Source organism: Methylobacterium sp. 391_Methyba4, from assembly GCF_029691625.1.
GTDB lineage: Bacteria > Pseudomonadota > Alphaproteobacteria > Rhizobiales > Beijerinckiaceae > Methylobacterium > Methylobacterium fujisawaense.
Genome location: NZ_CP121475.1, coordinates 4,084,016 through 4,098,551, shown reverse-complemented (window position 1 = coordinate 4,098,551; position 14,536 = coordinate 4,084,016). Strand labels below are relative to the sequence as shown.

General features: G+C 68.5%; 13 protein-coding genes and 1 pseudogene. 4 read left to right on the top strand and 10 right to left on the bottom strand.

The annotated features are described in order from the left end of the window. Nucleotides 1-72: 72 nt before the first annotated feature. Both P9K36_RS19265 and P9K36_RS19260 read right to left on the bottom strand, forming a co-directional pair. Nucleotides 73-345, bottom strand: a pseudogene (locus P9K36_RS19265) (metalloregulator ArsR/SmtB family transcription factor); the annotation flags it as partial. Continuing rightward, nucleotides 345-998: a peroxiredoxin gene (locus P9K36_RS19260; RefSeq protein WP_278305780.1), complete on the bottom strand. Its 654-nt coding sequence runs from the start codon at nucleotides 996-998 to the stop codon at nucleotides 345-347. The pseudogene P9K36_RS19265 and the gene P9K36_RS19260, both read right to left, overlap by 1 nt. Before the next feature lie 420 nt (nucleotides 999-1,418). On the opposite strand from P9K36_RS19260, the gene P9K36_RS19255 reads away from it, so the two are divergent. After that, entirely contained in the window at nucleotides 1,419-1,970 is a 552-nt protein-coding gene (locus P9K36_RS19255) for a sigma-70 family RNA polymerase sigma factor (protein ID WP_081948727.1), read from the top strand. Next, the gene (locus tag P9K36_RS19250) at nucleotides 1,967-2,662 is read left to right on the top strand and encodes an anti-sigma factor (RefSeq protein ID WP_278305779.1); all 696 of its coding nucleotides are present in this window, start codon (nucleotides 1,967-1,969) and stop codon (nucleotides 2,660-2,662) included. Before P9K36_RS19255 ends, P9K36_RS19250 begins: the two co-directional genes overlap by 4 nt. A 91-nt stretch (nucleotides 2,663-2,753) precedes the next feature. Here the strand turns inward: P9K36_RS19250 and P9K36_RS19245 are convergent, their stop codons facing one another. From P9K36_RS19245 to P9K36_RS19220, 6 genes are all read right to left on the bottom strand, one after another. After that, nucleotides 2,754-3,293: a fasciclin domain-containing protein gene (locus tag P9K36_RS19245; protein WP_085987645.1), complete on the bottom strand. Its 540-nt coding sequence runs from the start codon at nucleotides 3,291-3,293 to the stop codon at nucleotides 2,754-2,756. A gap of 344 nt (nucleotides 3,294-3,637) precedes the next feature. Further along, on the bottom strand, nucleotides 3,638-3,946 hold the full coding sequence (locus P9K36_RS19240) for an SCP2 sterol-binding domain-containing protein (protein ID WP_051044774.1): 309 nt from the start codon (nucleotides 3,944-3,946) through the stop codon (nucleotides 3,638-3,640). A gap of 49 nt (nucleotides 3,947-3,995) precedes the next feature. Next, nucleotides 3,996-5,786, bottom strand: a complete 1,791-nt coding sequence (locus P9K36_RS19235) for an acyl-CoA dehydrogenase C-terminal domain-containing protein (RefSeq protein ID WP_278305778.1) — start codon at nucleotides 5,784-5,786, stop codon at nucleotides 3,996-3,998. A gap of 5 nt (nucleotides 5,787-5,791) precedes the next feature. Next, entirely contained in the window at nucleotides 5,792-8,113 is a 2,322-nt protein-coding gene (locus tag P9K36_RS19230) for a 3-hydroxyacyl-CoA dehydrogenase/enoyl-CoA hydratase family protein (RefSeq protein WP_278305777.1), read from the bottom strand. Then, nucleotides 8,113-9,249: a thiolase family protein gene (locus tag P9K36_RS19225; RefSeq protein WP_278305776.1), complete on the bottom strand. Its 1,137-nt coding sequence runs from the start codon at nucleotides 9,247-9,249 to the stop codon at nucleotides 8,113-8,115. The genes P9K36_RS19230 and P9K36_RS19225 overlap by 1 nt, the downstream gene beginning before the upstream one ends. A 196-nt stretch (nucleotides 9,250-9,445) precedes the next feature. Then, complete coding sequence (locus tag P9K36_RS19220) at nucleotides 9,446-9,862, bottom strand: MerR family DNA-binding transcriptional regulator (RefSeq protein WP_078947327.1); 417 nt, start codon at nucleotides 9,860-9,862, stop codon at nucleotides 9,446-9,448. 821 nt (nucleotides 9,863-10,683) lie between these two features. Here P9K36_RS19220 and P9K36_RS19215 point away from each other — a divergent pair. Then, entirely contained in the window at nucleotides 10,684-12,003 is a 1,320-nt protein-coding gene (locus tag P9K36_RS19215) for an outer membrane protein transport protein (protein ID WP_278305775.1), read from the top strand. A gap of 794 nt (nucleotides 12,004-12,797) precedes the next feature. After that, complete coding sequence (locus tag P9K36_RS19210) at nucleotides 12,798-13,082, top strand: hypothetical protein (RefSeq protein WP_278305774.1); 285 nt, start codon at nucleotides 12,798-12,800, stop codon at nucleotides 13,080-13,082. Between the two features lie 119 nt (nucleotides 13,083-13,201). Here P9K36_RS19210 and P9K36_RS19205 read toward each other — a convergent pair whose 3' ends face one another. Next, nucleotides 13,202-13,405, bottom strand: a complete 204-nt coding sequence (locus P9K36_RS19205; protein WP_278305773.1) for a hypothetical protein — start codon at nucleotides 13,403-13,405, stop codon at nucleotides 13,202-13,204. Between the two features lie 894 nt (nucleotides 13,406-14,299). After that, on the bottom strand, nucleotides 14,300-14,455 hold the full coding sequence (locus P9K36_RS19200) for a hypothetical protein (protein ID WP_215490494.1): 156 nt from the start codon (nucleotides 14,453-14,455) through the stop codon (nucleotides 14,300-14,302). Between the last annotated feature and the right edge of the window lie 81 nt (nucleotides 14,456-14,536).

Below are 14,536 nucleotides of genomic sequence, written 5' to 3'. Positions count from 1 at the left end.
GGCCCGTTCGCGCGCGTCGGGGCCGCGCGCCGCCAGGCGCCGCTGCGGCCGGTTGACGATCAAGATATCCTCGATCGCATCGAGGAGCGCACGCGTGCGGGCCTCCGTCAGGCTGTAGAATACGACCTTGTGCGCGCGCCGTGTGGTGACGATCCCGGCGTTGCGCAATTCGCCGAGCTGCTGCGACAGGGTCGGCTGACGGATGCCGAGGCGCTGCTCGATGTCCGAAACCGAGCGCTCGCCGTCCGTCAGCAGGTAGAGGATGCGCAGCCGGTTGGGGTTTGCGACGAGCTTGAGCAACTCGGCGGCCGCGCTCGCCTTGGTCTCGTCCGTGCCGGGTGCCATCAGACGCTTTCCAACCTGTAATACCAGTCGGTCCCGCAGTCGCCGATCTCTTCGCTCGTCATCGGTGGATTCGCGAGCACCGGCTCGCCCGGTTGCCATCCCTCGGGCGTCGAGACGTCGGCCGCGTCGGAGGCCTGAAGCGCCCTTACAAGCCGCAGGATCTCGGCGACGCTGCGCCCTACCGTCAGCGGGTAGGTCACGAGGGCGCGCACGATCCCCTCCGGATCGATGACGAACGTGGTGCGTACCGTGGCGCTCGACGCCGCTCCCGCCGGCAGCATTCCATAGGCACGGACGATGCCCATGGCCGGATCCTCGACGATCGGGAACGGCATCCGCACACCGAAACGCTGCTCGATGCTCTGTTGCCACGCCAAGTGCGACGACAGGCTGTCGACGGAGAGGGCGAGGAGGTCGCAATCCAGGGCCTGGAAAGCCTCGTGGGCCCGGGCGAAAGCCACGAACTCGCTGGTGCAGACCGGCGTGAAGTCCGCGGGATGCGAGAAGAACACCAGCCAGCGGCCCCGATAGGACGAGAGCGTGCGCGGGCCCATCGTGGTGCGGGCCCGGAAGTTCGGTGCGCCGTCCCCGATAATGGGCGGGCCGGCGGGGTGAGGCGCAGCGGTGACGCCACTGTCGATATCGATAGCCATGAAGCGACCTGAGGGAAGCGCGGCTCTGACCGCTAACGGGTCGAACCGGTCAATCTCGATTTTATATGGATCACTGCTTCAGACAACGCGAAATATGGATTGACGCACGGGCGATGCCGGGAGGGCCATGGCTCAGTGTCCCGCGCCGCGTCTTGGGACGATTCGAGGCTTGCGCGAATTTGCGCCGCGAACCGGCCTTCAGCGAAGATCGATCTCTCTCCGCCCCTGGGTGGCCACGCCGGCACCGGGCGAACAAGCACGCCGACGCCCTGTGACCTGGACCGGCGGCCGGATCGTCCGTCTGTGGCGCCCCCTCCGGCCGCATGCGAGGGGGATCGTCAGAGTCCCGAGGCTTGGTCTAAGAGCATCATCCGGGAGGGCGTCCGATGGCAGGCGCCTCGAACTATGCGGGGGCCCATGTTGGCCGACGACGCCACGCTGCGCCGGCTGCTTGCAGGAATCGCTCGAGGTGAGGCGGACCGGCTCGCTGAACTCTACGATGTCTCAAGCCCGAAACTTTACGGGCTGATCCTGCGTATCCAACGCGACCGCGGCTTGGCCGAGGACGTACTCCAGGACGTCTACATGCGGATCTGGCAGGCAGCGGGCAGCTATCGGCCGGAAGCCGGGCCGCCGCTGCCCTGGCTTATTACCATCGCACGGAACCGCGCCATCGATAGCGTACGCCGGAAGGCGGAGGTGCAGGGGCCGGAATTGGACAGCGGCGAGGATTGGGTGGACCTGCTGATCGATCCGCACGACGAGGCGGGCGCATTTCAAGACCGCAATGCCCTCGTGGCATGTCTCGGCCGACTCGAACCGTCGCACCGGGATTGCGTCGTGCTGGCCTATTGTGAGGGGCGCTCGCGTGAGGAACTGGCCGCACGGTTCGATCGTCCCGTGAACACGATCAAGACCTGGCTCCACCGGGCGCTCGCCGCCTTGAAGACCTGCCTGGAGACGGTGTCGTGAGCGGTACGAGGGCGCCAGACCCCGACGATCCCGATCTGCGTGCGGCCGAGTACGTCCTCGGAACGCTCGACGCGCAGGAGCGTGCGGCCATGGAGGGCGAGGTCGCGCGCGATCCGGTCGCACGGGCACGGATCCAGGCTTGGGAACGCCGCCTCGGCCCGCTCGCGATGGTGATCCCCGTCGAGACACCGCCGCCGCATGTCCGCGCTGCACTCTTGCGGAGGCTTCCGGCGGCGGGACGCGCGGAGTTGCATCAAATCGAAGCCCTGCGCTCCCAGCTTCGGCGGTGGCGGGTTGCCGCGGGCGGGGCCGGGCTGCTGGCGGCTGGCCTCGCTCTGGTCCTGACGCTCGGACCCTGGCAGAGGCCGTCGGATGGCCGCTATCTGGCCGTGGTGCAGGGCGGGGGTACGCTCCCGGCGCTGATCGTGCGCGTCGACACGCGCACCGGCGTCGCGATGGTGCGGCCCGTCAGCGCCGAGGCACCCGCGGATCGAAGCCTGGAAGTGTGGTATGTCGGTGCCCAGGGGCCGCGGCCGCTCGGCCTTGTCGGCACGGCGGCGAGCCAGATGAAGCTGCCGGCGGGGGCCGCTCCGGATGGCGTGATCGCAGTCTCGGTGGAGCCGCCCGGCGGCTCGCCCACCGGCCAGCCGACAGGTCCGGTGGTCTACACCGGCAAGCTCATCGCGGACTGACGCGATCTCGGCAGCCGCAGCGGTCAACGTTTGCGATAAATCGGCGTCGGCAGCCGGATCAGGGCCGCCGACGCCGGACCGTCCGGGTGGATCAGGGCATCAGCACCGCATTGACGACGTGGATGACGCCGTTCGATTGCATGACGTTCGGAATGGTCACCGTGGCGGTGTTGCCCTTCACGTCGGTCACATAGACCTTCTTGCCCTGCACCTCGACGGCGAGAGGCTCGCCCGCCACCGTGGTGAGCGTGCCCTGTCCGCCGCCCTTCTTGGCGAGCGCCATCAGATCCTTGGCGGTGTAGACACCCGGGACCACGTGGTAGGTCAGGATCTTCGTCAGCGTCGCCTTGTTCTGCGGCTGGACGAGGTTCTCCACCGTGCCCGGCGGCAGCTTGGCGAAGGCCGCGTTCGTGGGGGCGAACACCGTGAACGGACCCGGACCGTTCAGCGTGTCGACCAGGCCGGCGGCCTTCACGGCGGCGACCAGCGTGGTGTGATCCTTCGAGTTGACCGCGTTCTCGACGATGGTCTTCTGGGCGTACATCGGCGCGCCGCCGACCATCGGGTTCTTGGCGTAGGCTGCGCTGCTCGCTCCGAGACCGAGCGCGAGGGCCAGAGCAAGCGCCTTCATGCGGTGGCTGTTCGCTGTGGGCATCGTTTTTCCTTCCATCCGACCCCGACGCAGGGGTAGCACCCGCCCTTACGGGGGCGCCGGACGGAAAGTTTCGTAGCGGTCGCAGACCGGCGCCGGTCGGCTCGGCGGCGCTCCCCCTTAATGGGAGCATGGCCATCGTCGTGTCGGCGATGGGCCCCCGGAGCCGCCGGCCTTCACGCGGGTCTCGATGTCGCCACCGCGACCCAAGCGGCGGGCACCTGCACCGCCACGGCTCATTCTTCGGACGGTCTCGCGGATCCTCCGGTGGCGCCTCCCGCGATGGCCGGGTGTGGATGAGGGGGGCGCACCCGCAGGGACGGCTACTGATCGAGCAGACCGGCGAGCTTCAGCGCCACGCCCTGCGAGCCCTGCACCTTCAGGCGGCCGGTCGAGAAGGCCATCATCGGGCTGAGCCGGCCCTCCACGAGCTTGAGCAGATTGTCGGAACTCAAGCGCATCACGGCATCGGCCTCGCCCTCTTCGGCGATCGACACGGCGACCGTGCCGCCGGTCGCATCGAGCAGGATGCCGCCGCCATCGGTGAGGTCGAACCGCACCCGGTATCCGAGCGCGCTCAAGGCCCCCGACCGTTCCTCGATCGAGTCGACCAGCAAGCCGAGATCCGCCATCCGTTCCACTCCATCAGTCGCATGAGGATTCCCCGGAGGTCCGGGGCGGTCAGAACATCGCCTCGTCGAGGGCCATCATCGCGCCCTTGCCGGACTTGATCGCCGCCAGCAGGCCGGCCACCTGGGGCAGGATGCGCTCGATGAAGAAGCGGGCGGTGGCGAGCTTGGCCTCGTAGAAGTCCCGCTCCGGCGTTCCGTCGGCCAGCGCCGCCTGCGCCACCTTGGCGGCGCGCACCCACATGAAGCCGAGCGCCACCAGGCCGAACAGCCGCAGGTAATCGGTCGCGGCGGCGCCGGCCTCGTCCGGATCTTTGAGGCCCCGTTGCGCGATGTGGGCGGTGGCGAGCTGGAGCGCACCGAACGCCTTGGACACGGGCAGGGCGAGGGGCGCCAGGGCATCGTCCTCCAGCGCCGCGTCGAGGAAGGCGAGGACCGGGTGGAAGAAGCCGCGCAGCAGCCGGCCGGCATGGGCCGGGAGCTTGCGGCCGACGAGGTCGAGGGCCTGCACGCCGTTGGTGCCCTCGTAGATCATCGAGATCCGGGCATCGCGGACATACTGCTCCATGCCGTGGTCCCGGATGAAGCCGTGGCCGCCGTAGACCTGCAGGCCGATGCTGGCCGCCTCGAAGCCGAGATCGGTGAACAGCGCCTTCACCACCGGCGTCATCAGGGCCGAGAAATCCTCCGCCCGCCGCCGTTCGGACGGATCGGGATGGCGCTCCATCACGTCGAGGCTCCGGGCGACCCAGCCGCCGAGCGCCCGGGCGCCCTCGTTGTAGGCGCGGATCGTCATCAGCATGCGCCGCACGTCCGGGTGTACGATGATCGGGTCTGCGGCCAGGTCCGGCCGCTTGGCACCGGAGAGCGCGCGCCCCTGCAGGCGCTCGCGGGCATAGGCGACGGCGCCCTGGTAGGCCGCCTCGCCGGCGCCCAGCCCCTGGATTCCCACCGACAGGCGCTCGCTGTTCATCATCGTGAACATCGCGCGCATGCCCTTGTGCGGCTCGCCGACGAGCCAGCCGACGGCGTCGTCGAAGGAGAGCTGGCAGGTGGCCGAGGCCTTGATGCCCATCTTATGCTCGAGGGCGCTGCAGGTGACGCCGTTGCGCGCCCCCGGCGTCCCGTCCGGCGCGGGCAGGAATTTCGGCACCAGGAACAGGCTTATGCCCTTCACGCCCTTGGGGGCATCGGGCAGCCGCGCGAGGACGAGGTGCACGATGTTCTCGGTGAGGTCGTGATCGCCCGCCGAGATGAAGATCTTCGAGCCGGTGATCCGGTAGGAGCCGTCGTCCTGCGGCACCGCGCGGGTCCGCAGCAGGCCGAGATCCGTGCCGCAATGGGCCTCGGTCAGGCACATGGTGCCCGACCACGTGCCGTCGACGATCTTGGGCAAGTAGGCCGCCTTCAGCGCCTCCGACGCATGACCGGCGATCGCCTTGTAGGCACCGTGGCTCAAGCCCGGATAGAGCCCGAAGGACAGGTTGGTCGAGCAGATCATCTCCTCGACGAGCTTGTTGATCCTCTCCGGCAGGCCCTGGCCGCCATAGGCGGGGTCGGAGCCCATCGCGGTCCAACCGCCCGCGCGGAACGCCGCGTAGGCCTCGGGAAAACCCTTCGGCGTCCGGACGACGCCGTTCTCCAGGCGGCAGCCCTCCGCGTCACCGGAGGCGTTGAGCGGCAGGAGCCGCTCGGTGCAGAACTTCGCCGCCTCCTCGAGGATGGCGTCGGCGACGTCGGGCGTGATCTCCTCCAGGCCGGGCAGCGGCTCGGAACCCGGATCGGCGTGCAGTTCGTGGAGCACGAAGCGCATGTCGCGCAGCGGGGCCTTGTAGGTCTGCATGATCGTCAGTTCCTCACCGGCCGGCCGGTCTCGAGCACGCTCTCGAACCGGTCGAGGGTTGCCTCGGTGCGGACGAGGCGCATGAAGCTGTCGCGCTCGAGTTCGAGGATGGCATCCTCAGCCAGGGTATCGAGGATGTCGGCCTCTCCTCCGGACAGGACGGAGGCGAGTTCGCCCGCCACCACGAGATCGTGCTTCGTGGCGATGCCGCGCCGCGCGAAGCCCTCGGCGGCCATGCGCAGGGCGAGGCCGCCCGCGGAACCCGGCAGGGTCAGAGGCACGGGCTTCGGCGGCGCATAGCCTGCGACCAGGGACAGCGCTCTGGCCTTGGCATCGGCGAGCAGCCGGTCGCGATTCATGGTGATGCCGTCGTCGGGGCGCAGGAACAGGAGGTCCCGCGCCTCCTCGGCCGACTTCGCCACGGTTGCGGTCGAGACCGACTCGAACACCCTGGCGACGGCCGGCATCGGCCCCTTCGGCAGCGTGCCGGAGGCCTGCCAGCGGCCCAGCATCTCCGTGCAGCCGCCCCAGGCCGGCACGAGGCCGACGCCGCACTCCACGAGGCCGATATAGCTCTCCGCATGGGCCTGGACGGCATCGCTGTGCAGCAGGATCTCGCAGCCGCCGCCGAGCGCCATGCCGGAGGGTGCGCTCACCACCGGAAACGGCGCGTATTTGAGCTGCCGATAGGTCTGCTGGCCGAGATGGACCAGCTTCTCGATCTCCCCCCACGCCGCGATATTGGCGGCGAACAGGGCCAGCCCGAGATTGGCGCCGACCGAGAAGTTCGTGCCCTCGTTGTAGACGACCAGCGCCTTGTAGCGGTCCTTCACGAGCTTGATCGTCTTGCCGAGCAGGACCATGACCTGCTCGTCCAGGGCGTTGCTCTGCGACGTGAACTCGAAGCACACCACGCCGTCGCCGATGTCCCACAGGGCCGCCGAGCCGTTCGTCAGGAGCGGCTCTCGGCCGAGCTTGATGTCTGCGAGCCGCAGCACGCCGTCGGGCCGGACGATGTCGCGGTAGCCGCCCCCGGGCTGGAGCACCTGCCGGCGGCCGTTCTCGACCCGGTAGAAGCTGCGGCCGTCGAGACCCGCGAGGAGCGGCGGGACCGGCCGACCGTCGCGGGCGAGGCGATCGGCCAAGTAGGCGCCGCCGATCCGGTCGATCAGCTCGAACGGTCCCCATGTCCAATTGTAGCCGAGGCGCATCGCCTCATCGATCGCCGCGACGTCGTCGCTCGCCTCGCCGACGAGGCCGGCGGCGTACGACAGGGTCGCGCCGATGACGCGCCACGCGTAGGCGCCCGCCCGGCCGGGCAGGTCGAGCACGGCACGGGGGCCTTTCGCGTCCTTCAGCTCCGGCAGGTCCGCCTTCCGGGCGGGCCGGTAGGCGCCGCTCGCGAGATCGATGGCCTCCTTGGTCTTCTGCCCGCCCGTGCGGTTCAGGCGGTAGAATCCGCCCTTGCCCTTACGGCCGGTGAAGCCCGCGGCGATCAGCCGGCTGACGAGCGGCATCTCGCGGTAGGAGTCGTGGAAGGCGTCCTCCGGCGGCAACGCCGCGCGCAGGCTCGCGGTGGTGTGCGGGATCAGGTCGAGGCCGACGAGATCGACGAGGCCGAACACGCCGGTCTTCGGGATGCCGAAGGGGCGTCCCATGATGGCGTCGGCCTCCTCGACCGGGACGCCGAGGTCGTCGGCGGCCGCGATGGCGTTCTGGATCCACGTGATGCCCAGACGGTTGGCGATGAAGCCCGGTCGATCCTTGCAGCGCACGACGCTCTTGCCGAGCCGGCGGTCGGCGAAGTCGGCGACCGTCTCGGCGAGGGCCGGATCGGTCTGCGGGCCGGTCACCAGTTCGAGCAGCCGCATGTAGCGCGGCGGGTTGAAGAAGTGGGTGATCAGGAAGTCGCGCCGGAAGGATTCGGGCATGCCGTCGACCAGCGCATCGAGCGGGATCGTCGAGGTGTTCGACGAGACCGCCGTGCCGGGCCGGCGCACGGCGTCGATCCGCCGATAGAGCGCCCGCTTCGCGTCGAGGCGCTCGATGACCACCTCGATGATCCAGTCGACTTCGGCGAGGCGGTCGAGATGGTCCTCGACGTTGCAGGCCTCGACGCGCTTGGCAGCCCGCGGGGTCATGAACGCCGCCGGCTCGGTCTTGAGCATCCGGGCGATGGCAGCCGCCGCAAGACCGTTTCGGTCGGTTGCGCCCTCCGGCACGATGTCCATGAGCAGGACCGGCACGCCGGCATTGGCCACATGGGCGGCGATGCCGGAGCCCATCACTCCGGCGCCGATGACGGCGACTTTGCGGATCCCGCTCATCAGACACGCTCCAGAAGGGTGGCGATGCCCTGGCCGCCGCCGATGCACTGAGTCGCCAGCGCGAAGCGTGCGCCCTCGCGGTCGAGCAGCGCCGCTGCCTTGCCGACGATGCGCGCCCCCGTCGCACCGAGCGGATGGCCCAGCGCGATCGCGCCGCCGTCGATATTGACCGTCTCCGCGCGCAGGCCGAGTTCCCGGATGCAGGCGAGCGCTTGGCTGGCGAAGGCCTCGTTCAGCTCGACGACGCCCACCGCGTCGACGGCGATGCCGGCGCGGGCCAGCGCCTTCCGGGATGCGGCTACCGGACCGATGCCCATGATCTCCGGCTCGCAGCCCGAGACGCCGATCGCGGCGATCCGGGCGAGCGGCTTCAGCCCGTGGCGGTGGGCATAGGTCTCGCTGCAGACGAGGACCGCCGAGGCACCGTCCGTCAGCGGCGACGAGGTGCCGGCCGTGACGCTGCCGTCCTGCTGGAAGGCTGGCTTGAGGGCGGCGAGCCCGTCGGCGCTGGCCTCCGGCCGGATGCAGCCGTCCGTCTCGACCGTGCCGGCCTTTGTGGCGATCGGGACGATCTCGGCGGCGAGCCGTCCGGCGGCCTGGGCCGCGGCGGCCTTGCGGTGGCTCGTCACCGCGAAGGCCTCCTGGTCGGCCCGGCTGATCTGCCAGCGGCGCGCCACGTTCTCGGCGGTGTCGCCCATGCCCATGTAGGCGCCAGGGCGCGCCGCATGAAGCGCCGGGTTGGGCATCGGGTTGAAGCCCATCATCGGCACGCGGCTCATGCTCTCCACGCCCGCGCAGATGAAGGCCTCGCCGGCGCCGAGCTGGATCTGCCCGGCGGCGATGTGCACCGACTGCATCGAGGAGCCGCAGAAGCGGTTCACCGTGACGCCGCCGACGCTGAGATCGAGATCGGCCAGCATGCCGATCAGGCGGGCCACGTTGAACCCCTGCTCGCCCTCCGGGAAGGCACAGCCGACGATCAGGTCCTCGATGGTGTTCGACGAGATGCCGGCCTCGGCGACGAGCCGGCGCACGACCTGCGCGGCGAGGTCGTCGGGGCGGACCCGGGCCAGGGCGCCCTTCTTGGCGAGCGTGAAGGGCGAGCGGGCGTAGCCCACGATAACCGCGTTGGTCATGCTGTCCTCTCGGGACGATCACGAAGGATCTGCGACACGGGCGGCCCGCCGACCCGGACGTGCCCTGACCCGGCGCGCACAAGTCCGGCGTGGGAGCACGCACGAGAACGGGGAAGGCGATTGTGAGACGCGCGGGCCGATTCCGGCCGCGCGGCCTCGGCCCGCGGAACCGGTCGCCCTGACGACGCGGTATGCCCTAGCGGGCGCGGCGTGATTTCGCCGGCGCCTCGGATGAGGCCAGAGCCGCGAGGGCGTCCTGGGCCTGCTGCTCGATGGCGCGCAGCTCGGCCAGCGTCTCGACGAGGGCTTGCTCCTGATCGACGAGGCTGCCGATCCGGGTCTGGATCCGCTTCAGCAGGGCGCGCAGCTGTTCCTGCTGGGTCGGATCGGCGTCGTAGAGGTCGAGATATTCCTTGATCTCGCGCAGTGAGAACCCGAGCCGCTTGCCGCGCAGGATCAGGATCAGTCGCGCCCGGTCGCGATGCGTATAGACCCGCGTGTTCCCGGCCCGCTGAGGCGTCAGGAGACCCTTGTCCTCGTAGAAGCGGACCGTTCTCGCCGTCACCCCCAGGTCCTTGGCGAGCTGGGTCACGGTGTACAGCGTATCGGACACAGGTGACCTTCTCTTCGGAGAATTCACCGTATTCCCGGTGCGCGCGAGCGGTCAACGTCGTGCCGATACTCGGATGTTGATGGGCCCCGCATCGGCCCGCCGGCGCTCGTCCTCCACGCGCTCCGTCTCCGACAGCCTGCCGACCCCGGTCTTGGGCAGGGTCGTGCGGATCTCGATCGCCCATCGCCGGAAGCGTCTCCGGAGCGTCGTCGCAAAGCGTCCGTCGATGGCGCGGACCCTGAGCGTCGGCTTCGCCGGCCCATTTCCTTATGCCCTGCTGGGTTCCCACCTTCCCCTCCCTTCACCGGCCTCGCTCTCTCGCGGAGCGTGCATGATCGACCGGGCCAGGATTAACGTATAGGTTAGCCTCTATCCCAAAGCGTCAGCCGGTCGCAAGCGGTTCAGACGATGCCGCGAGGGCCGCTGTGACTCTCGGCGAAGCTTTGTATTCGCGCCGCCGCACCCGAAGCCCTGTGCCGTACAAGGCGGCCCATCGGCGTCCTCGACGCGGTCCGCCGCTCGCCATCCAGCGCCTCCGCCTCGCGGCGTGAAACCGATTTGTCACACCAGCGCCTTCCCTGCGCCGGCCGGACGCCGGAGTTCATCAGCGCACCGCTTCGCGCTTGCATTTTCTTGCCGCTTTCGGCAGCGTCCTGACCTATTGGGAAGGGGTAATGCCTGCGCGTACCGGCAGTATCGTGACAGTGGCGGCCGCGCAAAGTGTCGGTGTCGCCGATGGTTCTGGCGGCACAGAATTCAGAAAACATGACATCCGCCGGAAACCGGAAGTGGATGCGCGGTAAATCTTGGGGAGGATGGGGATGAGATTTCGGTTTCTGGTGGCGGCCGGAACGGCGTCACTCTGTGCGTCTTTCGCCACGATTGCCGAGGTTCAGGCTGGGGCGTTCGGTCTGCGTGAGCAGAGCACGCAGGCGCAGGGGCTGGCGTTTGCGGGCGCGGCCTCGGGATCGGGCGGCGTGTCGTCGATGTTCTGGAACCCCGCGACCATCACGATGAACCCGGGTTTCGTCGCGGAGCAGAACTTCACCTATATCGGCCTGTCCTCGGAGATCCGCCCGGCGCCGGGCACCAATCCGGGCTTCGCGCGGCTGGGCGGCTCGGGCGAGCTCGGTCAGGGCGCCCTCGTGCCGGCGGGCGCGACCTCGTACCAGCTGAACGACCGCCTGTGGCTCGGCCTCTCGACCGGCGCGCCCTTCGGGCTCGTGACCAAGCCCAACCAGGTCTGGGCCGGGGAGGTCTACGGACGCTCGTCGCGGATCTTCTCCCTGGCGATCAACCCGGTGATCGGCTTCAAGGTCAACGAATGGCTGTCGATCGCGGCCGGGCCGAACATCGAGTATTTCCGCCTGACCCTGCGGCAGGCGCTGCCGGTCCCGGGCCTTCTGCCGACCGCCTATCCGAGCTCCTTCCTCAAGGGGGAATCCTGGGGGGTGGGCTTCACCGCGGGCGCCACGCTGACGCCCCGCGACGGGACCGTGCTGGGCATCGGCTACCGCTCCTCGGTGCACCACGACATCGACGGCTCGATCGGCGTGCCGCTGCTCGCCCTGGCCCCGCTCGCCGGCCAGGTCCGGGCGAGGCTGAACACCCCCGACAAACTGAGCGTCGGCCTGACCCAGGCGGTCTCGCCGGTGGCGCGGGTGAACCTCGGCTTCGAGTGGGACAACTGGTCGAGGCTCGGGACCATCGGGATCGTCTCGAAGACCCTCGGCCTGCCGGTGAACACCCTGCCGCTCAACTACAAGGACGGGTTCACCTACGCGATCGGCGCCGAGTACGACGCCTCGCCGAACCTGACGCTGCGCACGGGCTTCGCCTACGAGACATCACCGATCGACTTCCGGAACCGCTCGGTGCGGCTGCCGGACGGGGACCGCTACATCGCCTCGGTGGGCGCCAGCTACCGCTGGAGCCGGCAGCTGACGCTGAACCTCGCCTATTCGCACTTCTTCCTGGACCGGTCGCGGATCCTGGCGGGCCTCGGCCGCGACTACAACGTCGGCAACATCGCCTTCGCGGGGGTGGTGGATTCCAGCGCCGACATCGTCTCGGTGGGCTTCCGCTACGTGTTCGGCGCGCCGCCGGCCCCCGCCCCCGCGCCCCTCGTGCGGAAATGGTGATGCGCCTGCGCGGGGCGCCCGGGCGACGCTCGCACTCGAGGACGGCCGCGATCCGCGCTTCGACCTCACGGTCGACCGAGACATCCTGAAGCGGTCAGGCGGCGACGGCGAGGCTGCCGCCGGGGCCGCCTGGCACTACGAGGTGATCCCAGTCAACGCGGCGAACCGTCGGTTAAACGGACCTCGGTCCCGTTAGAGGCTGGTCGCGATGGGCCTCAGAAGGCGATGTCGGCAGTCGGAGCGACGGCCGAGGCGTTCTTGTGGGCGAGCTTGTCGGAGCGGGCTGCGATGCGGCGGCGGCCCCTGATTCGGCTGAAGGGGGCCTCAAGCATTCGCGGGAACAGGGCCCATCGTGCCGGACCGTCCGCATGCGGCAGCGCGCACCCGGAATGTCTGGCGTGATCCTGCTCTTGCGTTGGTCAGCGCACAGCCAGACGGTATCGTGGCCCGAGCCGAGGGCCGGGCCTCTCATCCGGCTTGCCGCCGCGGCCAGTGCCGCCACGGCGATTGTCACGTTGCGGACGTTGCCGGGCGTCAGCGAGAGGGTGCTGGGGCAGCCGCCGACATCGGTTGGTGCATGGAACTTGGTGATCCGGCCACCATCGCCGCCCTGCTGGCAATCCAGCGTGCGGTGTAGAACATTACCAAACGGGCCCTGGCTCACCTATTCGCCGTGCCGCAGCCCGCCGGCGTCGAAAGCAAGCTGGCCTTCGACGACCTCGCCATTCAGGCCGCAAAGACCCGGACGCCGTACACCCGCCCCGGCGCCGGGGTCGCGGATTTCCGCGCCGGCCTTGGACGCGGTCGTCGCGCTCGACCTGGTCCTCGCAAAGGGACGCATCACGTATGAGGATGGATGCTCGCCAGTCAGCCAGAAAGACCGGCATTTTATCGAGGACCGCAATGAGGCCGCTGACGCGGTGCTGCACAGTCTCGCGGACAGTATTCTGATGCTTCTGCGCGGTCACGGCCTTGGCCGTGACCGTCTCGCACCAGGTGACGGCGACCTCCTTCCGGAGCTGGGCGACCTTCGCGCGGAGCGCGACGGACTTGTCGAATGCGTTCTGAGGGGGCGCTGACAGAGGACAGCCGCCATCGCGCGAGTGGCAGCAGATGGGATGCACAGGATCTGCTCGGGGTCGAGATCGGCTTAGATGATGCGCTGCTCCGCGGCGTTCGCCGTGAGGACGCGTGTGCGTCAGGCCAGCGCCGTCAGGTTCGAGATGATGGCGTTGGCGCTGTGCACGAGGCTCGTCATCGTCAGCGGTGTGATCCCGACGATCAGTTGCGCGCAGGATGGCGTCAAAGAGTGACGGCGTTTGCGCACCCCAGCACGCTCTTGTTCTTTCTCCCTTAGCTTGAAGAGGCGCTGGTTGGCATTCGTGAAGAGCAACGTCGTCATTTCAAGCGAGCCGCGTTGGGGGGCAGCCGCCCTGATATCGAGGCGGCGATGACCCGAGATCTAAAGTGCCGCCGCGCCGCGTTTCTGCTCGGGAAGGGCCAGATCGATTTTGCACAACCGGCGGCAGCGGACGAGCACGACGCCTTGATCCCGAGATTGTTTTCGCCCGCCCTCGCCGATGGAGACCGTGTCGTCCTCGGAGTCGAGGCCTGCCCGCGCGACAGGCATATGCGATCTTTACCCAGTACATGGCAATATTTGTTAGTGGTAAAATCTCCCCAATGGCACCGGATGTGGCCGAAAATTCATCGTCTGGCTTTATCGGGAATGTGCGCTTGTGAGCGACTCAATATCAGGTATATATTCTAGACGCATTGCGATCACACGAATTCGGGCGCGATCATTGCCCAAAATCGATCCGTGAATATATTGGTTGCCCGGGTATCATGGAATCAGCTATGGCTACCAACGGGAAACTTCTCGTACTTATTTCATCAACAATAATTTATTTCGCGCCGATATCGGAAGCGATTGCCGATATCGGAGTGGCGGACGCCAAAATAACTGGCGGAGAACTTTGGATTATAGGCTATTCCGACGAGAAAGAGGCTGATATCAGTCTAGATGGCCGTTTTTCCCGTCAGATCGACCATCGGGGATATTTTGAATTCCGCGTGATCTATCATCCAGCGACGTGCATCGCGACCCTGCGCACGACGCGACAAGAGCGTAAGATCGTGGTGGCCAATTGCGGCGAGCAAGGACCAGCGGGACCTCCAGGACCGCCCGGGGCCGCTGCCGCGACCGGCCACAGTAACAGGGTCGAACAGGGCGACAGGATGGACGGCACCAAGCCGTCCGAGTTTAGCGGAACAGCAACATCCAGAACGGCCATCATCGGCCCTCCCGGGCCACCAGGGCCGAGCGGGCCGCCAGGATCCGCCGGCCCGCCGGGTCCCATGGGCCCACCGGGACCCGCTGGCCCGCCGGGGCCTGCTGGCCCACGAGGGCCTGCCGGGCCTGGAGGTCCGGCAGGCAGGGCAGGTCCACCGGGGCGGCCTGCAGCTATGCGACCCACAGTAGCGAGGACGGCGCCCCTTCGTCCGGCTCCCACGAACGCTCCCAACCGAC